The organism is Streptomyces viridochromogenes DSM 40736 (assembly GCF_000158955.1).
GTDB lineage: Bacteria > Actinomycetota > Actinomycetes > Streptomycetales > Streptomycetaceae > Streptomyces > Streptomyces venetus.
Genome location: NZ_GG657757.1, coordinates 8,582,528 through 8,603,729, shown reverse-complemented (window position 1 = coordinate 8,603,729; position 21,202 = coordinate 8,582,528). Strand labels below are relative to the sequence as shown.

General features: G+C 67.4%; 16 protein-coding genes and 2 pseudogenes. 10 read left to right on the top strand and 8 right to left on the bottom strand.

Translation table 11 applies throughout. The features are described from left to right. Positions 1-1,526: 1,526 nt before the first annotated feature. Both SSQG_RS37775 and SSQG_RS37770 read left to right on the top strand, forming a co-directional pair. Positions 1,527-4,283: a hypothetical protein gene (locus SSQG_RS37775; RefSeq protein ID WP_003995289.1), complete on the top strand. Its 2,757-nt coding sequence runs from the start codon at positions 1,527-1,529 to the stop codon at positions 4,281-4,283. A gap of 97 nt (positions 4,284-4,380) precedes the next feature. Further along, a complete protein-coding gene (locus SSQG_RS37770; RefSeq protein ID WP_039934501.1) occupies positions 4,381-5,919 on the top strand; it encodes a hypothetical protein in 1,539 nt (512 codons plus the stop codon). A gap of 247 nt (positions 5,920-6,166) precedes the next feature. Here the strand turns inward: SSQG_RS37770 and SSQG_RS37765 are convergent, their stop codons facing one another. Both SSQG_RS37765 and SSQG_RS37760 read right to left on the bottom strand, forming a co-directional pair. Next, the gene (locus SSQG_RS37765; RefSeq protein WP_244299424.1) at positions 6,167-6,937 is read right to left on the bottom strand and encodes a helix-turn-helix transcriptional regulator; all 771 of its coding nucleotides are present in this window, start codon (positions 6,935-6,937) and stop codon (positions 6,167-6,169) included. After that, positions 6,903-7,841 (bottom strand): alpha/beta hydrolase, encoded by a 939-nt coding sequence (locus tag SSQG_RS37760; RefSeq protein ID WP_039935835.1) that lies wholly within the window; start codon positions 7,839-7,841, stop codon positions 6,903-6,905. The genes SSQG_RS37765 and SSQG_RS37760 overlap by 35 nt, the downstream gene beginning before the upstream one ends. A 310-nt stretch (positions 7,842-8,151) precedes the next feature. Here SSQG_RS37760 and SSQG_RS37755 point away from each other — a divergent pair, with 310 nt between their 5' ends. The 3 genes from SSQG_RS37755 (at position 8,152) to SSQG_RS42275 (ending at position 9,933) form a co-directional block, all read left to right on the top strand. Continuing rightward, the gene (locus tag SSQG_RS37755) at positions 8,152-9,099 is read left to right on the top strand and encodes a DUF1648 domain-containing protein (protein WP_003995284.1); all 948 of its coding nucleotides are present in this window, start codon (positions 8,152-8,154) and stop codon (positions 9,097-9,099) included. Positions 9,100-9,105: 6 nt separating this feature from the next. After that, positions 9,106-9,486: a GntR family transcriptional regulator gene (locus tag SSQG_RS37750; RefSeq protein WP_003995283.1), complete on the top strand. Its 381-nt coding sequence runs from the start codon at positions 9,106-9,108 to the stop codon at positions 9,484-9,486. A gap of 270 nt (positions 9,487-9,756) precedes the next feature. Continuing rightward, a complete protein-coding gene (locus tag SSQG_RS42275; protein WP_003995282.1) occupies positions 9,757-9,933 on the top strand; it encodes a hypothetical protein in 177 nt (58 codons plus the stop codon). A gap of 124 nt (positions 9,934-10,057) precedes the next feature. Here SSQG_RS42275 and SSQG_RS37745 read toward each other — a convergent pair whose 3' ends face one another. After that, the gene (locus SSQG_RS37745) at positions 10,058-10,675 is read right to left on the bottom strand and encodes a TetR/AcrR family transcriptional regulator (RefSeq protein WP_003995281.1); all 618 of its coding nucleotides are present in this window, start codon (positions 10,673-10,675) and stop codon (positions 10,058-10,060) included. A gap of 68 nt (positions 10,676-10,743) precedes the next feature. On the opposite strand from SSQG_RS37745, the gene SSQG_RS37740 reads away from it, so the two are divergent. Continuing rightward, positions 10,744-12,078 (top strand): alpha/beta fold hydrolase, encoded by a 1,335-nt coding sequence (locus tag SSQG_RS37740; protein WP_003995280.1) that lies wholly within the window; start codon positions 10,744-10,746, stop codon positions 12,076-12,078. A gap of 842 nt (positions 12,079-12,920) precedes the next feature. Here SSQG_RS37740 and SSQG_RS37735 read toward each other — a convergent pair. Then, on the bottom strand, positions 12,921-13,352 hold the full coding sequence (locus SSQG_RS37735) for a hypothetical protein (RefSeq protein ID WP_244299423.1): 432 nt from the start codon (positions 13,350-13,352) through the stop codon (positions 12,921-12,923). Between the two features lie 434 nt (positions 13,353-13,786). Here SSQG_RS37735 and SSQG_RS37730 point away from each other — a divergent pair, with 434 nt between their 5' ends. Then, positions 13,787-15,400 carry a hypothetical protein gene (locus SSQG_RS37730; RefSeq protein ID WP_003995277.1) on the top strand — a complete coding sequence of 538 codons (1,614 nt, stop codon included), beginning with the start codon at positions 13,787-13,789 and terminating at the stop codon, positions 15,398-15,400. Between the two features lie 235 nt (positions 15,401-15,635). Here SSQG_RS37730 and SSQG_RS37725 read toward each other — a convergent pair whose 3' ends face one another. Continuing rightward, positions 15,636-16,268: a TetR/AcrR family transcriptional regulator gene (locus SSQG_RS37725; protein ID WP_003995276.1), complete on the bottom strand. Its 633-nt coding sequence runs from the start codon at positions 16,266-16,268 to the stop codon at positions 15,636-15,638. Between the two features lie 171 nt (positions 16,269-16,439). Here SSQG_RS37725 and SSQG_RS37720 point away from each other — a divergent pair. The 3 genes and pseudogenes from SSQG_RS37720 to SSQG_RS43320 all read left to right on the top strand — a co-directional run bounded on the left by SSQG_RS37720 (position 16,440) and on the right by SSQG_RS43320 (position 17,971). Beyond that, positions 16,440-17,037 (top strand): annotated as a pseudogene (locus tag SSQG_RS37720) (hypothetical protein). Between the two features lie 20 nt (positions 17,038-17,057). Next, a pseudogene (locus SSQG_RS44200) lies at positions 17,058-17,298 on the top strand (hypothetical protein); the annotation flags it as partial. 310 nt (positions 17,299-17,608) lie between these two features. Further along, entirely contained in the window at positions 17,609-17,971 is a 363-nt protein-coding gene (locus SSQG_RS43320; RefSeq protein WP_003995274.1) for a hypothetical protein, read from the top strand. Here the strand turns inward: SSQG_RS43320 and SSQG_RS41630 are convergent. From SSQG_RS41630 to SSQG_RS37700, 3 genes are all read right to left on the bottom strand, one after another. Beyond that, positions 17,934-18,176: a hypothetical protein gene (locus tag SSQG_RS41630; protein WP_158681182.1), complete on the bottom strand. Its 243-nt coding sequence runs from the start codon at positions 18,174-18,176 to the stop codon at positions 17,934-17,936. The two genes, SSQG_RS43320 and SSQG_RS41630, sit on opposite strands and share 38 nt — an antisense overlap. Positions 18,177-18,779: 603 nt before the next feature. Continuing rightward, complete coding sequence (locus SSQG_RS37705) at positions 18,780-19,415, bottom strand: HEAT repeat domain-containing protein (protein ID WP_003995272.1); 636 nt, start codon at positions 19,413-19,415, stop codon at positions 18,780-18,782. A 1-nt stretch (position 19,416) separates the two neighbouring features. Beyond that, a complete protein-coding gene (locus tag SSQG_RS37700) occupies positions 19,417-20,967 on the bottom strand; it encodes a hypothetical protein (RefSeq protein ID WP_158681180.1) in 1,551 nt (516 codons plus the stop codon). Positions 20,968-21,202 lie beyond the last annotated feature (235 nt).

The following is a 21,202-nucleotide window of genomic DNA, read 5'->3' as shown; positions in this document are numbered from 1 at the left end:
GATGGCTGGGTGAACCTCCAGATCGTGCGGGTCGCACTGATCGATAAGCCGCCCCAGCCCGTCGGCGCCCGCCTGCTTCGGGCCGACTGCCGCAGTACGCAGGTCCAACAGCTCCTTAGCGTCCCGACGGAGAACGCGTGCGAGAGCGGCCACCGTATGTGCCGAAGACACCGGCTTTAGAGAACTGAACGCCTCGCTGACCACCGTGCGTCCCAACCCCGCAACGCCGGCCAGCTGAGTCTTCGTCAGACCCGCCTGCACCAGACCAGCCTCAAGCCGCGCCCGTTCTACCGACGCGTCCCCCTGTTCTGCACGCTCCCCGCCCCTCGAACCACGCACAACCCGCCGCCCCTACCGGTGTTGTTCGGCCATGTCCATCTTCGTTCACCGGCACCATGGTGAACGACCTGCCGACGACAGTGGCTCATCCAGCACCGCAGCGCTGACATGTGGAAGGAAGCATCGTGAGCGACCGAACTGCCGTCATCCTGATCGTCTGCGCCCTCGCCGGTATCATCGCCGCCCTGACCGGTGCTGCCGCCGGCTACCTTGCCCGCCGCGATAACGCAAGCCACCCGACCTCACTCACCCGCGCAGCCGTCCCCTCGCGGCCACGCTCACACCGATCAACGCGATGGCCACCAGTCTGGTCGCCCTGGCCAGCCACTGAGCTACGACCCCGACCGACAAACCGCGCCCCGGCTACCAGCGGCCCGGCCACCGAGGAGGCGCTGGACAGTGGCGAGCGGGATGGCAGCGAGCAGGCCGACGCTGTGTACGCCGTATGCCGTGGAGGGCTTCCACCGGGAGGGTGGCCGGCCACGCGGTGGTCTGGTCGGGGTCAATGGCCAGCACACCGCCCGGCGCCTCGATCTGTTCGGAGGCGGTGGCGGCGACCGTGATGGACGTACCGATCCCGACACGGACGTCGATGCCGAGGCGGGAGAGGGACGTCGCGGGCACAGATGGACCCCGTGGCGCGCGCGGGAGCTGGTGAGACCGTCGACGTGGGCGGTGTGCGGGGGCGATCTCCTGCCGTTTACCAAACCTGGTGACCCAGTCGTCTGCGGGGCGGCATACCTCGGAATCACTGTTACCCCGGCTGCTCGTGCGCCAGAAACCACACTCCCTTTCGTGCATCCGTTCGCATTGCAATTCTTATCTGCAAGCTCGGGTTCTTTTAATTGTGGTGCCGCGCAGGGGTTCGCTTCTTTCACTCAAGCATCCAAGAGAACCACTTGCAGCTGAGACGCTCGAGGGACTTGGCCTCTCGAGGGCGCGGGACTATATTGAACCCGGCCCGCACCTAGGAGAGGAATCGAAGTCGCGCGTCGGCGACCTGGAGCGACGGAAGACCGGCATTTCAGCTTTCCGTTACCAGTGGCACCGTCGATGGAATTCGTCATTTTCGACCCACCAACGCGTGCGCATTGTCGGCGCGCGCAGAGTATCTGATGGCGGCCAATGCAGAACAGTCGGGTTCTCGTATGCAAGGCCGGTTGAAGCTGTCCTAGGGGAGGCAATCCTTGCCAGAGCTCTATTCGTTTTCTGCCGTCCGCTCGCCACGTCGCGCCGAGCCCGATTCGGATGCCACGATGCCAACAGTGTGGGACGAAGGCCCGGCCGAGGACAGTCGTCACTGGGGCGGAGGCTCTTTCCTGGAACAGCTCATCGAGGCCGCCGCCATCGGGGACGCCAACGAGCGTGCCACCACCGCCCAGTCATTGGCAGAGTCGTACCTCAGCAATGATGAACAAGCGGTCAACGAGAATGCCCTCGCCCACGGATTGGATCCCTACGGAGCATTCTCGGAGAGTGGCGCCCCGCTCCCCGCGCAGCCGGTGCTCGCTCTGATTGGCCGCCTCGACCGCTGGCTCGTTACGTGTGATCATCGGCCCGAGGCTGATCACCTCGACGCCTGGCTTGCCCGCGAGACACGCGCAGCGATCCGTGTTGACGTTCCGCCCGACGCTCCCGATTCCGAGGTGCTTGCCTGGGCGCTCGAAGACCGACAGCGTTTCGCTTACTCCTTCTCTGCGGCATGGATGCGCATAGTGGACTCCATAGCGGCCGCTCTCCTCATCCCCACCCGAGGCGAGCTGGCCCAGCGTCTGACACGGCTCATGCTCGTGCTCGGCCTGGTAGAACGCCGCTCAGCCCTTCAACAGCCACTGAGCCCTGAGAAGACCTTCCGCCTCCTCGCCCGCCGTGTACTACTGATGCCGGACCCGCCCTTTCCCAGGGTGTTGCCGGAGCCGCAAGTGAAGCTTGTCCGCCGCGCCTGCGTGAGCGACCTGTTCGTCATCCGTCAGGAGTGGCGGTGCTACGTCGCCGGCGAGATCGCCGACATTCGAAATGTACTAGCACACGAGTCACACCTGCAGCGCCTCACACGCGTCGACGAACGGGAGAACACGGAGCTCAGCGCCGCGGATGTCACCTCGGTCACCGAGACGTCCTCGGAGACATCCGAGGAGTCGTCGTTTCGCGAGGAGACCCGCCGCCAGATGGATCTCGCGCTCCGCGCCGACGGTCAGGTGGACGCCTCAGGACAATACGGCCCGACCAAGCTCGACGTCTCCGCCGGTTTCTCTGCAGACTTCAGCCTCGAAGAGGCGACGACCCGCGCCACCGACGTGACCAAACGTGCCGTCGCCCGCGCCGCGACGCGCATCGAGTCTCGGACACGCACCGAGCGTGTTCAGCGTTCGCTCACCCGGGTCACTGATGTTGCCCGCCACGAGATCGACAACACCGGCGATGAGCACGTTCGTGGCATCTACCGCTGGGTCAACCGCGTCGACCGATTTCAGATTTGGCGCTATCCCGACCGGTTGCAGCTCGAGTTCGAGATACCCGAGCCCGGCCGCTTCCTGCTTACTCAGCTCAGTCGTCCTCAGGACGATCAGGGCACCGTACCCCAGCCGCCCGACCGGTTCGAGTTGCCGCTCGAAGGCATCACTCCCGATAACTACCTACAGCTGGCAGCCAAGTTCGGCGCGACAGGCCTGCCGGAGCCTATGGAGGCCAGCATCGGCGTCTCCCAGTCGTTCACCATCCGCTCCCCCGAGCCCCTACCCAGCAACTCGACCACTCTGTGGAACGCGAACTCGATCGGCGAGCGCCAAGAGCTGGCGATTCCCGCCGGCTATGCCGCCACGCAGGTCATCGTCAAGATCGACGCCACCCCGATCCACGGATGGTGGCGACGCGAGTATTCCAGCAGCGTGGGGTGGGAAGACCTCGAGCGCTTCCACACCATCACCGGTTCAGTCGCCGTCGGCGACCAGCTCTTCTTCGTGCAGCAGCCCGGCCCTGACGCGGCGAACACGAATACGATCCAGTCCACGGGGACTTCAAGTTCTCACCCGCAGTATCTCGATGCCCACCTGCACCACACCACGCCTGTATCCGCGCTGACGCCGCCCGTCTCCGTGAAACTGCCCATCGCCGCCACACTCACCGGAGCGGCATCGGGAACGGTGACGGTGGAGGCCACTTGCGCCGTGACAGAGCAGGCGCGAGCCGCCTGGCGTCAGGACGTCTATGACGGTCTACGGACCGCGTACGATCTCTGGGTGCGCGAGTGGCGCGCCGAGCAGGCGAGGTCGGGCAAGGCGATCGGTGCTCTGGCCGAACGCTCGCCCGTGCGGCACGACGAGATGATCCGCGCCGAGCTGCGACGGCACGTAGTGTCCTGGCTGCTCGGTGAATCACCGTTCCAAGGACGCCCCGCGGTGCGCGTCCAGCCATCGTCGGCCGACACCACGGACGACATCACACCCGATATCGACATCGCCGCCGCGCTGGCGACCGCTCCCGAGATCCAGTTCCTTGAGCAGTGCCTGGAGTGGTCGAACCTTTCGTGGGTCTGCTACCCGTACTACTGGGCTGACCGTGACCGATGGGCGCGGCTCTCTGACCTGGAAACCGTCGACCCACAACTGGGGCAGTTTCTGCGATCAGGTTCCGCCCGAGTAGTGGTGCCTGTGCGCCCTGGCTTCTCAGCAGCCGTCAAGCACTGGCTGTTGTACCGCCAACCGTGGCTGGGCGCCTCGTGCGCCCCCGTACCTGACAACCCCCTGTACGTGTCGATCGCCCAGGAGATCCGCGACCAGTTGATGCCGCCAGCCGACGGCATCCCGGGCGAGAGCTGGGAGGTCGCCCTTCCGACGTCGCTGCAGTGGCTCGATTCGGGCAGCGACCTGCCCGCCAATGCCATGGCCCGCCTCGGTGCCGCTCCTCACGAGCCGACCGTCAAGATCTGCCCCGACGGTGGCTGACCCAGCGGGGCATTCACTGCCCACCCCCGCAGTCGCGTCCGACACGTCGGCCGGTCAACCTCCCCCGGCCGGACCGCCAGCGAGGCCCCTCGGCCTCATGGCAGTCGACCAGACAATCGTCCACGCTGCCGCGCAGATCCTTACTCGCCTGGACGCCGAGCGCGACGCGATCTCCAGCGAGTGGGCGGGCCGCCAGGACATGGAACGGTCGGTTTCCGCCCTAGCGCGGTCCTTCTTCGGCCTCGGCACAATGGACAGCCAGGTATTCGACGGCTTCGACCAACTGGTCCGTCAGCCTACCGAGCGGCATCAGAAGTTTCTGCGCCTGGCGCTCGACACAGCGCGCCAAGCGCTCTCGGCCTATGGCGCAGCACCCGACAACCCGCAGTTGCGCCGCCGCCTGGCCGATGTCCTCTACGCCTGCGTCGTGGCCACCGACGCAGTGCGCTGGGATACAAACGTCGCAACGGCCCTCTATGCGTTGTTCTGGGCCGGCATCCCGTCGACGCAGCTGCGTCAACTGTCGCTGCAGGTGATCGAGACGGTTACCGATCCGGTCTTGCGCAATGCTCTGGGCGTGCTGGAGGGCCGCCGGAGCGAGTTGCTCGGGCAGACGCTCTCAGCCGTCCAGCCTGCGCTGACAACGACCAGGACAGCATTTGAGCGGCTGGAGGCAAAGGCGCGTGAGTGGGCACCGTGGGTCCGCAAGGTGATCAACGTGCTGGACGCCGCGATGCTCACCTACGGTGTCTACGAGCTGGGGGTCGCGGCACTGTCGGGGGGCAGAGGAGGAGGCCCGCCCCTGGCCGGCGGCGCGATCGCGCTGAGCGGCACACGTGCGCTCACGCTGCCGGCCATCCGCATGTTCGGCTGGCAGCAGGTACTCGAGCAGCTCGTGGTCGTCGGCGGCATCAGTTCGACAGTCGTCTTCAGTCGGCCGCCGCGCAGCAGCGAAGGTACGGAGAGCCGCCCAGGCCGTGGCGGCCGTCAAGGCAGCACCGGTCAGCGGGATCCATTGAGCGAATTCGATCCCGATGACAACGTGGGAGGCCAGCGCGGCCGACCCTCCGGGGATCCTCAGCCGGCACCGGACGATCTCTACTGTGAACCCGTCGACGCTCGTACAGCCGCAGCTTGGGAACGCCAAGACGCCGCGTGGGAGCAAGCCCAGCAGGCCAAGGTCGAAGGACGTGTCTTCTCCAGCCTGTCGCGCGAGGTCCGCCGCCGCGCCGGCTACAAGTTCCAGCGCACGATCTACCCCGCGACGATCAAGATCGCCCGAGGGGGACGCGCTCTACCCTTCGTCCGCGGAGTCCTGACACGCCGCTTCCTTGATTCTCTGCGGGGCCAGACCCAGCGTGCGCTGTTCATCGAGACCTCGGTCCGCGTCAGCCCCAACCGCATGGTGCGCTTCGACCTGCTCGAGATCACTTTCGGCACCGGCCGCGGGGCAAAGGACGCCGCCGAGGTACTCGACTTGACCACCTCACTGCGGGCCGAGCACGTTCTAGGGACCGGCGAGTACGCGAGCATCCTTTCCAAAGCTGGCTTCCGTGTCACAGCCGCAGACGTCGTCCTCCTGGACAACGGCGCAATCGCCGACAAGCTGATCATTGTTCCGGCCCAGATCCCATGACATCGCAGCTGCCACCTAGGGACTTTCGTTTGGATCAACGGGCGGACCATAGGAAGATGCCTGCGATGTGGAGTCCGGCCAAGTAGATGGTGGCGGCTTCTCGTAGCGGGTGGCGATGCCGTACCCAGCAGTCAGCCCCGCCCGCCAAGCCTGATGCACCGACGAAAGGGCTCCTGAAGCAATCGACGGAAGGGCCGGCTCGGCCCTGTTCCCGCTGTGGAGACGACCTCCAACCGTGCTGCGCAATTCACGAGTCAGGCCCGGACGTGAGTGAGGCCAGCGCGGTGGGCTGCACCGCACCGGCGGCGGCCGAGCCGAGTAGCAGTTCGGCCAGGTCATGGGGCTGCGCTTGCTCACCGGTTGGAGCCGCCGCTGCGATCCGGTCCAGCCGGAAGCCTCGGCCGGCCCGCCGTGTGCGACACCAGGCGATGAGGTACCAGCGGCCGTCGGCGGTGAGCAGTCCGGCCGGTTCCACTACGCGGTCGCTTTCGGTTCCTGCTGAGTCGATGTAGGACAGCCGCAGCACCATAGTGTGAGTGAGGGCCTGTTCCACTGTGGTGCGGACTGCGGAGTCGGTCCGCGACGGCAGCGCGACGATCCGTACGGCCAGTTCCCGGGCCGCCGCCGAGGCAGGACCGGTCATCGATGCCGCGATCTTCTGGTACGCCGTGCGGGCCGCCCCGGCGTAGGGGACGGAAGCGTCGGCCGCGGCCAGCGCGGCGGCCAACGCCGAGGCTTCATCGGCGGTGACGTGGATCGGGGGCAGCGTCATCGCCGGATCGATCGTCCAGCCCCCGCCGCGTCCCGGTGTGGTGCGCACCGGGACACCGGACTCCATCAGCGCCTGGAGGTCGCGCTGCACCGTGCGCGTGCTGACCTCGAACCGTGCGGCGAGCGCCGCGACTGTCAGCGGCCGCGGCGCTGCCGCGCGCAACTCTTCCACCAGCGCATAGAGCCGGGCAGTGCGATTCATCCGGCCGACGTTACCGTCCCGCCGTGGCCAGGAACTCCCGCTCACGCGTCTGTTCCCGCTCGGTGATGGTCAGCGGGAACAGAGTGAAGCCGTGCATCGCGCCGGCGACGACGACGAGCTGCACGGGCGTACCCGCCGCTTGGCATCGCTGGGCCAGAAACAGTGAGTCGTCCAGCAGCGGGTCCTCGGTGCCGACGACGATCCGGGCGGGCGGCAGGCCGGTCAGGTCGGCGAAGAGCGGCGAGACCTCCGGGGCGCGGCGCTGCTCCGCCCCCATCCCGGGTGTGAACAGCTCATAGCTGCCGCGCACCGAGTCGGTATTGCTCAGCAGCCGCTTGGCGCCGAACGACCGTTGGCTCGGTGTCATCGACAGGTCGTAGGGACCAAAGAGCAGGTTGGCCGCCCGGAACGCGCCAGTGATGCCGTGCCGGTCGCGAAGGCGCAGCAGTGTCACGACACTCAGGTGGGCGCCGGCCGATTCGCCACCGATCAGCAGCCGCCCGGTGCCGAACTCAGCTGCAGCGTTCTCCACGAGCCACCGGGCGGCCGCTTCGCAGTCGTCGGGTCCGGCGGGGAACGGGTGCTCCGGCGCCAGGCGGTACTCCACGCTCGCTACGGCCAGCCGTGCCTTCACGGCAAGCTGCCACAACTTCTCGTCCTGCCCGTCCGCAGAGCCAAACGCCCAGCCACCCCCGTGTATGTGCAGGTATATGCCGTCGACGTGGTCGGGCACGAACGCCCGGACCTTCACCCCGCCTGCTATGACGCGGTCTTGGCCGTGCGACAGTCTCACCGGTGGTGTGTGGCCGCCGAGTCGGTTACGCCGCAGGAGCGCCAGCACGGTTGCGTCCGGCGCTTCCCCGCGAGTGGGACGGCTCGCGGCAGCAGCCGCGAATTGCTCGTTGAATGCCAGGGTCTCGGCGAGGCAGTCCTTATCGATGATCGTCATGCCGTCGACAGTCGCAGCTGTCCGCGACAACACCCTGTCACCGTTTCTCCGTGACCTGCGTCACAGGAACCTGGCCCTCGAGCCCGAAACAGGCACTTCAGCTGGGTCGGCCACTTGTTGACTGGGATGTTCGAGCCGGTCAGCTCCAGCAGCACGGGCAGCAGTTCGGTGTCCGACTTCGGCTTCAGCCCGGCCGCGGCGGCCTTCGCGAGCAGGGCGCTGGCCCGCGCGTCCCCGAAGGCCGGCATCTGTCCGGCCTGGGGCACGCCCGTCGAGGGCAGCGGGTGGAACAATGACACGAAAGGGCGTCATGACCGTCATTCGCAGGTGCACCCTGACGGCCGTTCCGTTCGGCGTCGCTACTGCCGCCTACGTCGGTATCTTTCTGGCGAGCTACGACCGGCTGCCCGGGCGGATCGCCACCCACTTCTCGGGGGATGGTGGGGCTGACGGCTTCACGAGCCGGACCGCCGCGCTGTGGTTCGGCAGTGGCCTGCTCGTTGGTCTTGGGCTGCTGTTCACAGTGCTGACCCTGGTCTCCAAGGAGAGCCGTGGGGCGAGGTTGACCGCCGCGATCGGCGCAGGCACAGCAGTCACGCTCGGCTATCCCTTAGTCCTCACCGTCCTTGTCAACACGGACGTCCAGGATCCGACTGAAGTGCAACTGCCGATGTGGCATATGGCCGTTCTACTGCTCGCGGGCCTGGCCACCGGCGCGCTGACCTGGTGGTTGACGAGCGGCGGGCCGCGCTCCGCGTCCACGAGGAGGCTGTCCCCTGCCCTACTGCTGACCGAGGGCGAGGCTGCGGCCTGGAGTCGCACCATAATCTCCCGCGCACTGCTGTTCCCGGCCAGCGTCGTCACACTCTGCGGGCTGTTCGCCGTGGCGTTCGGTCCCTGGCAGGCGGGACTCCTGCCGCTCGTCCTGGGTCTTACCTGTGCACCGTTCGCCGGTGTCCGGGTTACCGTCGACCGGCGCGGACTTACCGTTGCCTCGACGGTCCTGCCCAGGCCTCGCCTGGCCCTGCCGCTCGGCAGCATCGTCAGGGCCAGCAGCATCCAGGTCAACGCTATGGGGGACTTCGGCGGCTGGGGCTATCGGATACGCCCGAACCGGCGGGGCGTGGTGTTGCGTTCGGGGGAAGCGCTATCGGTCCGCACGGCAGGGGGACGCGAATACGTGGTCACCGTCGACGACTCGACGACCGCAGCTGCGCTGCTCAACGGCCTGGTAAATCGCCACGTGGCGGGAGCGTGAGTAGGAATGCTGTTTCGGGTGCTTCCGAGTTCTCCCGTGCCGCTGGGCGAGCAGATCGCCGCCTGTGTACGGGGAGCAATCGCCAACGGCACGGCAGCCCCGGGAGAGCGACTGCCGCCTGCCCGCGAGGTCGCCGAGTCGCTGGGCGTCAACGTGCACACAGTTCTCCGCGGTTACCAGCGACTGCGTGACGAGGGCCTGATCGAGCTGCGCCGTGGCCGGGGCGCGGTGATCACCGCGGCGCCCGGCATCGCGGACCAGGCACGGCTCACCGAGGCCGTGCACGGTCTCGTTACCCAGGCGCGAGAGTTCGGTCTCACGGACCAGGAGCTCCTGTCTATGGTGCACGACTGCCTGTCCAGCGCACCCGTCACCAGGTCGCCCTGAACGCCGCGGGCTTGGTTCTGCCTCCCCGTGGGAGAGTTGAGGGCAGGGAACGCGGTGGAACCCGAGTGGTGATGGTCCGGGTAAACGTCAGCCCCTGTCTTTCTCCCGAGACACCAGCCCGCGAGCCAGACCTCGAGCGTGTCCCCCCCCGGTCGGGAAGGAGGTCGACCGGGCGACGTGTCTCGACGTCGACCAGCACGGTCCCGTAGATACGGCCCTTGTGCTGGGCGTATTCGTCCACGCCAACCACGCGGGGGCTGCGGTGGCGGGGTGCTGGTCAGCCCCGAACTCGCCAGCGTCCTGGCCAGCATCATCAAGCGCCTTCGCGACGCCAACGGCGGCAAGATCCAGCACGCCTGCATCCGTTGTCCGGTCCTCCAGATGGATCCTCGCCAGCGGCCCCGCCTCCTGGAGATCATCCAGAACCTCCACGAGCGCAATTCGTGAGGCCCGCGCCAACGGCTGGCTTGGCGAGGCCGAGGAAGTTCAAGTCAGCTTTGACGCCGCGATGGCCAAGCTCACCACTGCTTCAGCCAGGATCGAGAGAGTCCGGATACCGGCCCTGGTCCTGTCACCGAGCGAGTTCGGCTTGGCGAAGACTGCGGAACACCTCCGCGGTCGTCCATCCGCGCAGCGTGGCGTGAATCGACGAGCGGAATGCGGCCTCGGCCGTGGTGGCGTCGAGGGCTCCGGCCAGTTCGAGGGTCACGAGCCCGTGCAGGGTTGCCCAGATCGACAGGGCGATCGCCGTTGCGTCGCCAGCGAGGACGGACGCCGTCAAGGCACGATCGATTGCTGAGAGGAGCGGACGGATCGGGTCACTGGCACCGACCTCTCCCGACGGGTCGAAGGACTGCACACCGCCGAAGAGCACCGTGTACAGGTGGCTGTGTCCGCACCCCCAACGACGGTAGGCGACGGCCAGAGCGTAGAGGTAGGCGAGAGGGTCCGCGGACGTCTGCACCGCCGACACATCCTGGAACAGGCCGGCGACGGCTCTGTCGCGGACCGCACCGATCAGCCCGTCCTTGCCACCGAACAACGAGTACACCGCCGTCGTCGACGCCTCGGCAGCAGCGGCCACGGCGCGGACCGTGACCGACTCTCGCGGACGGGTGGCGAGCATCTCGGTCGCGCACTCCACGAGCCGCTCTCTGACGGCCTCGTCGTTCGTTCTGGGCCTACCCACGGTCAGCAGCCTACCTTCTTTGATAACGTCGTTTTGAAACGGTGTTCTGAAACTGTTGGAGGTCCGCTGTGCCCACGTCCGCCATACGTCTCGTCCGCTTCACCGGACGCTTACTGCTGGCCCTGGCCGCCGTCGTGACGCTGGTCGTCGTCTTTCTTGCACTGATCGCCCTCACGGACGGGGCAGGTTCGGGGCTCGCCGCGTGGTTGACGACCCTCGGGGCCGGGACTGTCCTCGCGCTGTGGCGGGGCCGGCACCGCACCTGGCGGGCGAGGCTCGTGCCGTTCCTGCCGGTGATCGTCGCGGCGGCGTTGACGGCGACGGTCTGCATCCCGACCGTGCCGACGGCCCGGCGGTACCCGCCCGCACTGCCGTTCGTGTCCACTCAGCACTGGAACCTGGCCACGGGCAGCCGGGTCGCGGTGTATCACTACCCGCCCGCGAACCCCGGCCCCCAGCATCCCGTCCCGTTCGTGTACCTCCACGGAGGACCCGTCCGCGGCATCTCGGTGCAAGACCACCGGTTTCTGCGACTCCTGGCACGCCAGGGCTACGACGTCTACGCCTACGAACAGGCCGGTGGCGGACGAAGCGACCTCCTCACCATGGACCAGTACACGATCTCCAGATCGGTCCGTGACCTCGCCGCCTTCGTCGACCACCTGGACAAGGGCAAGGTCGACATCCTCGGATTCTCCTCAGGCGGAGTCGTGCTCACCCGAGCCCTGGCCGACCCTGGCGTCGCCGCACGCCTGCACCGGGCGATCATCGCTGAGCCCGGGCCCATGGACGGCCCCACCGCACACATCGCCGGGCACAAGGGCCGAGCATCCGCACGGGGCCTCGCGCCGGCACCGACCGGACCGCGATCGACGCACGTTCCCCGCTACGCCGTGTCATTCGGCCTCATGCGACTCGGACTTCTCACCCCCGACACCGGACTGATCGGGCAGGCCGAAGGCGACAACGCATTCACCGCCGCCGACCTCGGCAGCGACACCGCATCCGCCTACTGCGCGCGCGACGCTCACCGCATCCCCACCGAGGACACCGCACAGAACTTCTCCTTCAGTCCCGCCGCCAGCCTCCGCATCCAGCAGACGGTCAAGGACTCACCCTCCATCGCCCCGCAACTGAGGCGCTCACGGACCCCCGCGATGCTGATGATCGCCGAGTGCTCCTCCCAGGTCCGTCAATGGGCGACCGCCGCGCTTGCCAATGACCCCGCCCTCCAGCGCACGCAGTACATGCCTGGAGTCGGACACCACATGTGGAACGGCCTCGACGACAACAACGACCGGGCTGTCGCCGTCATCACTGCGTTCCTTCAGGACAAGCCAGCCCCCCTGCCGAACTACCCGATCCCCGACGAGATCCCTACCTTCCTGCGCGACCACAAATGAAGACGTTGCCGCCCGGCCCTGGCAAAGGAGGGCGAAACCTCGAAGCCGCCTGGGCCCTGCGCGAACTACAGCCAAGGACGAGCTCTTGGTCCGGAAAAGCTCTGCGGCAGGTACGCGGCGGCGATCTCGGGATGTCGCCGGACAGGGCGGCTTCGAGCGCGTTAGCCACCAACCATCCTGATGTCCGACGGACTGCTGACGCAGCTGAAGGAAATCCGAGACGCCGCCATGCGCCAGCACGCCGCGCAGGGTGGCTCGTACGGTGCGCTGGCGAACTCCATGGGCGCACGGCCTCGCACATCTGCGTGCCGACGGGGCGAGCACCGACGACCTCGCCAGGAAGGGTGCACGGTCGGTTCTCACCGACACGCCGTTCGCGACACGCCTACATCAGGTGCGGCCGTGAGGCGAGTAAGTGATGCCGATGTCCCCGGCGGAGGTCGCGGCGAGGCCTACGACCTTCCAGATCGCCGCGGGAACTCCGAATCGAGGGCCGTCCCCGGAGTCGTTGAGAAGGTCCACGGTCAAACCCACGGACTTGCCGTCCGGCTCCGTGGGCCGTGAACTTGACATGCTGCGCTGCCCACGGGCTCGCGTCGGCAGAGGCGAACATCACCAGGGCGTGGTACGCCGCGAAGTCCTTACCGTTCCGGGTGAGGGTGAGCGTGCCCTGCTGAAGGTCGATGCCGACGTGGACCTGAGTGTCGTCCTGCGTCATGACGGGTTCGCCGGTGGCAATGAGGTCCACGCGTTCTCCAAGGGGCTGGGGGCGGGAGTTCAGGCTGCCAGCAGGACAGCTGACTGCCCGATCGAAGCGGGTGTGCGTGAGCCGATCCCGGGGGTCAAAGGCGCTGGACGAGCGACTCGCACAAGGTCAGGCTGTGGGCTGCCCGGAAGAGGTTGCCCTCGGCTGCGCTCCCGCGGGCCATGCCCACCATCAGTCGAACGCTCTGGAGGGGGTCGTTCTCGCTGTCGGTGCTTGCTTCCAAGCGGGCGTCCAGCACTTGGTAGGTCCGGTCCAGGACGTCGACGTCGTTGCGTGCCGGCGGTTGCACCCCAGTCATAGGCGTCAGCCACAGGTCGGCGTGCGACTGGAGAAGTTGGTCCGCCGGCCGGAAGTCCAGGATGGTCCCGCAGTCGAGCATCAGGCCCTTGTCGGTGTGGCCCACGGTGGCGGGCCAGTCGGGCAGACCCTCGGAGTGTGCCGGGCGCAGGAAGGCGAACCAGGCCGGGGCCGTGCCCGGTTCTGCGGCGGGCCCCTGCCGCAGGGTCACCGCGCCAGTGGAGCACTGCAGGAGCATATGCATCGCGGTGATCTGGCGGCCGGCGATGAGTCGGTTGACGAGGGACGGCACCTCAGTTCCTTCTCGTACGGCGGCTCGTGGCGGTCGTCATACCGTCAGGCTCCAGCACACCGCGCGCTTCGGCAGGCCATTGGCAAAGTTCGGCTGGAAGCCGAACGGACCGGTCCTGGAGACGGCATCGCAGCACAGCAGCAGACACCTCGCAGTCTGCAGCTCGACAGTACGACGACGGAGGGCATTTCCAGTACGCCGGCCGCACCACCAACCCTCGCCAAGGCCACCAGCGGCACTATCGCCGGCCTCCTCGGCCCCACTGCACGGAAATGTCGATGAGAAGTGGCAACGCCTGCTTGCTGGCGTCATTGAATTTGACGCCCGGCCCGGCGGCGAGCCAGAGTCCTGCGGTGGAGATCACCGAGCTCACCGCTGCCGAACGCCGCGTCTGGGACGCCTTCCCGCGCGGTGAGGTCGTCGACTTCCGCTCCTCGCCCGACGATGATCCAGCGGAGGGGGTGGGTTGGGGACCGGAAAGGACCGTACGGGGTGAGGTACTGCGCGCCATCGTGCTCGGCTGCCCACGCGCGGAGGACGAGGTGGCGATGCTCGTGGTCGAAGGCGCGCGGATTTCCGGGCGGTGGAATCTGCGGCACGGGAACGTCGACTCGCCCCTGCTGTTGACAGGCTGCTTCTTCGACTCCGCTCCCGACCTGTATGCGGCACAACTCGGGCAGGTGTGCCTTGCCCGATCCTTTCTACCGGGGCTGATGGCCATCGGAGCCGAGTTCGGCGGAGGGCTGGGGCTGGCTGAGTGCCGTGTCAGCGGCTTGGTGGCTCTGGGGTCCGCCCGGGTTTCCCGGGTCCTCTCTCTGGAGCGGGCGCAGTTGGGCACGCAGGTCGGCGAAGGACAGGGGTCTGTGTTGGCGTTGAACCACTGCGTCGTCGATAACGACATCGTGGCGAGCGGTTTGGTGGCCCACGGTGAGGTGCGCCTGGACGGTGCCACCGTCAGTGGGCTGATCGATCTTGAGGCGGCGGTGGTGCGGGCTGTCGGCGGGACCGCTCTACGCTGTCAGTCTCTCTCCGTTGGTGGCGACTTCCTGGCAGCTCGTCTGGTAGCCCGCGGCGGCATCCGACTCGAAGCCGCACGCATCGAGGGCTCGGTCAACCTGGAAGACGCTCAGGTCACGAACGCGCGAGGCGATGCCCTTGACGCCGCTCACCTTGCCGTCGGAACCGTTCTCAACGCAGGCGGCCTCACTGCTGAGGGCAGGGTGCGGCTCACCGGCGCCAAAACCACCGGATGGATCTCCTTCATCGAGGCCCGGCTCCGCAACCCAGGCGGCGTCGCGCTGGGCATCAGCAACTGCGAGGCCGCTGTGCTGACACTCCGGGACGCCGACCCGATAGTGGGCGACGTCAAGATGCACTACTCCACTTTCAAGGTCATCGAGGCTCATCCTCAGGTCTGGCCCGACCGCATACGGCTGGAGGGGCTGAACTACGAGGCACTCGCCCCACGCCTGCCGGCCGCCCAACGACTGGCTCTGCTGAGACGCGATGCCGACGGATTCGTACCGCACGCCTACGAGCAGCTCGCGGCCTCCTACCGCCGCGTCGGGGACGACGCGGCCGCGCGTACTGTCCAACTCGCCAAGCAGCGTCGCCATCGTGCCACTCTCCCCGCCCATGCACGCTTGTGGGGCTACGCACAGGACGTCACCGTCGGCTACGGCTTCCGCCCGATACGGGCCGCCGGCTGGCTCTTCTCCCTGATGCTCCTCGGCACGCTCGCCTTCGCGCTGCACCGCCCCACTCCGCTCAAAGCGGGTGAGGCGCCCGACTTCAGTCCGGTCATCTACGCCCTCGACCTCCTCCTGCCGATCATCGACTTCGGGCAGCAGAACGCCTACTCCGCCCACGGCTGGTACCAGTGGCTCGGCTACGCGTTGATCATCACCGGCTGGCTACTCGCGACAACGATCGCAGCCGGTATCACCCGTGCCCTCAGCCGTTCCTGAAGATCGGGCCCCAACGGGCTCATGGACGGCCAGTGCCAGCGCCTAGAGCAACTGTGACTGAGCACCTCAGTTGGACAGTTGAGCCCGGTAGCTGGCCACGTCGGTGCTCATCCGGCTTCGACCGCGCGTTTCGTTGCGCGACCTCACGATGCCGATGCGCCCCGGAACGGGGCGACTACCAACCCCGGCGGCGAAGTCGCTGTGTGTTGCTTCGTGGCCCGATGCTGTGTGGGTCTCAGTGAAGGACGGTGAGCAGGCCTTCGACGCCGCGGCGGAACGCGGCGCCAACACTGTCGACGCCGTCGAGGTGGGCGCCGCTCATGGCGCCGTCGCGCATCATGACGAAATGCCGGGCGGCGTGTTCTGGTTTGCCGCGACGCGGTGAGTTCCCGAAGACCTGCGCGAAGAGTTCGGTGAGCGTGGTCGTGTACCAGGCTCGGTGATCGAGGATCACCTGGCGCACCCGATCTTCGGGGTCGGGGTACTCGGCGGCGGCCTTGAGGAACGCGCAGCCGCGGAACTCCGGCAAGGCCAGGCTGTCGGCGACGGCGGTCCCGATCGCGCGCAGTGCGTCGGCCGGGGACGGTGCGGCCTCGATGGCGGCCTGCACGCCGGCCCGCATGTCGGTGTCGACGCCGCGCAGGTAGGCGACGACGAGGTCTTCTTTCGAGGGGAAGTGCCGGTAGAACGTCGCCCGCGTGGCCGGGGCCTCGGCGAGGATCCGCTCGACCCCGACCGCCCTGATGCCTTCGCGGTAGAACAGCCCGCTGGCCGTGGACAGCAGCCGCTCTCGCGCCTCGGAGCGGACCGGCCCTCCCGATGAGCTGCCGTTCGGGTTGTCGGGCGCGGGACGTGTCCGGGTGGCCATGACCCCACCATAGCAGAAAGAACGATCGGTCTTGCAATCGCCGAGGAGTCGTGTCAGGCTCCATGCCGCAAGAGAGAACGGTCTTTCTACCAGGAGTCCGGCGGGCATGCCCTTGCCCGCTCCACGTCAGCGGACACCGGATCCAACGGCATTCTTTGGAAAGGAACAGTCATGACCACGACTACTGCCCCTGCCCCTGCCCCTGCCCCTGCCCCTGCCCCTGCCACCGTCGCGTCAGCGCTTCGTCGGCTCTACCTCGTTCGTTTCGGGTTCGCTCTGATCTGGTCCGCCGTGCTCTTTTTCACCGCGTCGAGCATCGGGCCGGTGAGCGCGACCTTGCTCGTGATCTACCCGCTGTTCGACGTGGGCGCCGCCGTCGTCGATGCCCGCTCCTCCCCGAGCGAGCCGGTCCGTTCTTGGTCTCTACGTCAACATCGGGATCAGTGTGTTCGCCGCCGTCGGACTGGTCTTCGCGGTCACCTCCGGCATTCCGGGTGTCCTGCGCGTGTGGGGGGTCTGGGCCGTCGCAGCGGGCCTCGTCCAGCTCATCATCGCTCTGCGGCGACGCGCCCTCGGAGGCCAGTGGGCGATGATCGCCAGCGGCAGCATCTCCGCGCTCGCCGGGATCTCGTTCCTCCGGCAGGCCGCTGTCCCTCACTCCTCGCTAGGCAATCTGGCCGGCTACGCCCTGCTTGGCGGCATCTTCTTCCTCGTCTCTGCGCTGCGCCTCGGACACAACGCCAGCCGGAGCGCCGGTGGGAGCAACTGACATGACCGACCGCACCACCAGTGTCGACAGCGCGTTGGCCATCATCGTCATTGGTCGGGAAGAACGTCGCCGACCGAGTGGCCCACGCCGGGCTCAGCGCGGCCATGATCGAGCAGGACCTCGTTGGTGGTGAATGCTCCTACTGGGCCTGCATCCCCACCAAGGCGCCGCTGCGCAGTACGACTGCCCGGCGCGCGCGAAGCGGTGACCGACGCCGTGAACTCGACCGCGCTGCTGCGCCGCCGCGACGGCTTCGCCTCCCGCTGAACAGACGTCGGACAGGTGTCCCGGCTCAGACCGGGATCACGCAGAAGGCTGACCACATCGACGGCCGGACGAGCACCAAAATGACCAACTACCGTGCTCAACTGGCCAACTGGAGCGCTCAGTCACAATACTGTGCCGAAGCACGATAGGTGTCACCCAGGGGCGATGTTGACCTGTGGTTCCGCGTCGGTCGCGGCAAGCTTGATGTCATCGGATCAGCACACTGCTTGTCACCAGCGGAGACTGGCGAGGTTGTTGTCACTGGGTACGTCGGCCTTGGCTCCTCTCGCGGCACAATGACCCCATGGCGCATTTTCCCTCCCGAACAACAGTCGGGGATTCCTCACTCTCCCTATGGTCGAAGGACTCATTCCTGTCCATCGGCTCCGTAGGGTCCGTGCTGTCCATCGGTTCGGTCGGCAGCGCGCTATCCATCGGCTCCATCGGCTCTTCACTGTCCGTCGGCTCGATCGGCTCCGCCATGTCCCTGGTGTCGCTGGGGTCCATCCAGAGCACCGGAAGTGCGCTGTCCATCCAGGCACGGCGCTCTGTACTGGCCGTCGGCCCATACCGCGTGGTCAGCTCGCGAGGCACGCTCGCACTGCTCGGATCGGCCGCACTCGCGCTTGCTAGCGCGCTTGCCCTGCACACACGTACCAGGCGATGACCGGTCCGGCGCCATCGATCTCGGTGCCAACAAAACTGCTTTGGTGACAGCTATCGTGCTTCGGCTCAAATATCGAGCACTGCACAGTGCGACTGAAGAGCAGTGGGTAGCCCATCAGCGAAATGGTCGCGTTCGGCGCATGGGCATGGATCTGTTCCAGCACCGTCCGAGTCTCGGCCACAGCAGCGTCGATGTCTGCCTTCATGGAGGCCCCCGACGGGCACGCCTCCATGACACACGTCTGGATGGTGCCCGGCCTGTACAGGCCGCCTCCGTTCGCGGACTTTGCGACTCCCTTGGTTCCAGGCAATCAAAGGACCGTGGGGTACGTCATTCGAGGGACGTCGCGCGCGTGCCGGGGCTTGTTTCGCGGAGCCGCGGTGTGCGGGCGGCGTCTCTCCTGCGCGGGCGTGTGTGTTGATCGATAGGTCACCGGGCGAGGCCGATGTTCGCGGGACTGAGTGTCGTTCAACCCTGAATTCCCGCTGGCGCAAGCTCCCGCCAGGCTGGATCGGCCTGATCGTCCTGGCTGTTCTCCGCCACGACCGCCTCCATCGTGCGCCGTCGGCTGCTGGCTGCTGGAAGTGGTCGGCCTGTTTGCTGCGCAGGGGTCCGGGTCCTGGGTGAGTGCGCCGCCGCCGGGCTCAAGGAACGCCGGCGCACCCTCAAGCGCATGACTCTGAGCCTCTGCCGGATCGGCGACATCGCACGAGCGGCGCTCGTCCTCAACGGAATCTGGAAATGATCACCCTGAGAGAACTTCACTCGAACGACCTGGCCAACAGTCAGGTATAGGCGTTGCAGGTGGCTACGACGTGGTGGGTCCGCCCGGGTCCGCTTCTGTCACACGCGGTTCCCTCCTCGCTTCGGCGGGGCGCCCCGCCTCGGCCAGGGCCGCGTCCAGGCGGCGCATCGCCTCCTCGCCACCGCCGGCCAGTGCGTGTGCCCGTACTGCGTCCTCGGAGGTCACGGTCGCCAGGTGGTGCAGTGCCTTCACCGCCGCGGTCCGCTCGAACGGCTCCGTTGCCTCCAGCGCGGCGAGGATGGGCGCCAGGTGGGCGTATGAGCCGGTGTGGGCGAGGGCTAGCACGGCGTGGCCCCGGACGTAGAAGTCCTCGCCGAGGCGGGCCAGGTCGGTGAGGAGGTTGAGGTTCGCCGTCGAGGGGTGCCGCGCCAGCGCGGCAATGGCGGCATAGCGCACGGGCGGTTCAATGCCGGACGCCGCGCCTTCCTGCGCGATCACGCGCACCACCGCCAGGTCCTCGGGGGTCATCTCGCCGAACGCCCGTTCCGCCTCGGCGAAGTCGTGGGTGCGCAGGATCGTTTCCACCCGCTCGCGGACGCGGAGGGCGGGGATGCCGCTGCGGCCCACGGTGACCGAGGGCCGGTGTCTGCCACCGGGGATCGGAAGCTCCGGCTCCGAGCTCACAGGCTGATCGCTCATGTCAGTCGATCCTCACCCATCCGTGGTGGATCATGGTGCCGTACTGCCCGTACGTGAAGGCGATGTCGTTGGTGCCGCTGCTGGGCAGCATGAGGTTCCCGGCGTCGTTGACATGGACCAGGCCCAGATAATGGCCGAGCTCATGGCCGATGAGCATGCCCAGGTATTCGGAATGCAGTCGCCGGATCCCGCTCGCGTCCACATATCCGCACTTGCTGGCGGTGAGGCCGCTGTCGGGCCCCGCGTGCGAGGTCGGTCCGGGGATGCTGCCGTCGATTCCGTCGACGCCCGTCCCGGCGATGGCGATGCTCTGGACGATGAAGGCGTCGATGTTCTGGTTGGTGTCCGGCCCGGACCAGTCCGCCAGCAGCTGGTGGAATTCGGCGAAGCTGTCGATGATCTGGTATCCACCGACGTTCGCCCGTGCGATGCCCCGCCACTGGACGTCGAAGCTCACGTCACTTCGCTCGTAGATGGTGCGCGTGCGGTTCACCGCCGTGCCCAGGTCCGTGTACTCCTGGTTGGTGAAGTCCTCGGTGGCCACCCGGGTGATGTTGACCCCGTAGTGGAACATGGTGCGACAGGTGATCGTCCCGACCGCCGGTCCGAAGGGGCCGGACATGATGATTTCGATCGTCATGTCGTTGCGGGCCTCATAATGCTTGAAGATCCCGGAGTTGACGGGCGAGTGGACCCCGATCGTGCCGCGCCAGGTGTTGTGGCCGGGGACCTCGATCGTGCCGCCGGGGAAGGCTCCGTCGCCCTCCTCCACCAGAGTGCCGCCCACTCCGCCGTCCCAGAACTTCCAGTGGAACCCGGCAGGAAGCCGTACCGCGCCGGCGTCTCCGTTGGACAGCGTGACGGCGATACCGGTGTCGTACGCGTCGCCGTGCCGGACCCCGCGGGCGCTCCAGGTCCCGGTGACGAACGCGCCGTCCGGCCCGAGGTCCAGTGAGAAGGGGTTGGAAGGCAGGACGGCGCACGTCGTACGAAAGCGGGCCCGCGCGCCCAGCGCGTTGTAGAGGGTCACCTCGAACGACGCTGCTCCGACGGGGAGCGTCTGGTCCTCGCCGAACGGCACGTCGATATACCCGCGGGCCGCATCCTCTCCGTCGAGCAGGATCTCGTTGACGAACGTGTCACCCGCCCACTCGACCGCGACCCGCACCAGACGGGGCGGATTGAGCGGGGCTGCGGCGAACCACACGCGCAGGGCGAACGGTTCGCCGCTCATGATTCGCTCGTCGGTGGGGACGACGTCCGTGACGACCAGCCGCTCGTCGCCCGGGTGGATCAGCGTGCGCAAGGTGCGCTCCCGCAGGTCGGGGGTGAGCTCCAGGACTGCGCCCAGGGCGTGCATCGGGGCCGCCGGACGCCGGGCCGCGGCCAGCACGGCCGGGGCGGCGGCAGAGCCGATGCCCAAGGTCTCGCGCAGCCAGTCGTCATGAGCGTCCTCTGCTCGGCGCACCATCGTGGGAGCCGAGTCGAGCGGGCCGAATCGGTTGAGCGGCCGAGGCTCGAGCAGCCCTGCCCGCACCGTCGAGTCAGGCACCGTGGCGTCCTTCCTGGGCACATTCCTGCACACCCGGGCCGGGGATGGTCCTCTCCCAGAATCACCGCAGGGTGGGGGACCGGCAAGGCGGGCAGGGGATGCGTTGCGTCAAGCGGGTGAACCCCTGGGCGGCGGCCCTTCGAAGGTCGCCGACTCGAACCCGGGCATCGGTGATCACTAATGGGACAGGTACATCCGATCAACTGACCAACTCATCGCCTGGGCACCTGCTAGA

What these genes read in the sequence shown, in the direction of transcription:
- SSQG_RS37725 (WP_003995276.1), bottom strand. Translation starts at nt 16,268, where the DNA reads ATGGCCACCCGGACACGTCCCGCGCCCGACAACCCGAACGGCAGCTCA.
- SSQG_RS37760 (WP_039935835.1), bottom strand. Translation starts at nt 7,841, where the DNA reads ATGACGATCATCGATAAGGACTGCCTCGCCGAGACCCTGGCATTCAAC.
- SSQG_RS37770 (WP_039934501.1), top strand. Translation starts at nt 4,381, where the DNA reads ATGGCAGTCGACCAGACAATCGTCCACGCTGCCGCGCAGATCCTTACT.
- SSQG_RS43320 (WP_003995274.1), top strand. Translation starts at nt 17,609, where the DNA reads ATGGCGCATTTTCCCTCCCGAACAACAGTCGGGGATTCCTCACTCTCC.
- SSQG_RS37755 (WP_003995284.1), top strand. Translation starts at nt 8,152, where the DNA reads ATGACCGTCATTCGCAGGTGCACCCTGACGGCCGTTCCGTTCGGCGTC.
- SSQG_RS37750 (WP_003995283.1), top strand. Translation starts at nt 9,106, where the DNA reads ATGCTGTTTCGGGTGCTTCCGAGTTCTCCCGTGCCGCTGGGCGAGCAG.
- SSQG_RS37705 (WP_003995272.1), bottom strand. Translation starts at nt 19,415, where the DNA reads ATGAGCGATCAGCCTGTGAGCTCGGAGCCGGAGCTTCCGATCCCCGGT.
- SSQG_RS41630 (WP_158681182.1), bottom strand. Translation starts at nt 18,176, where the DNA reads ATGAAGGCAGACATCGACGCTGCTGTGGCCGAGACTCGGACGGTGCTG.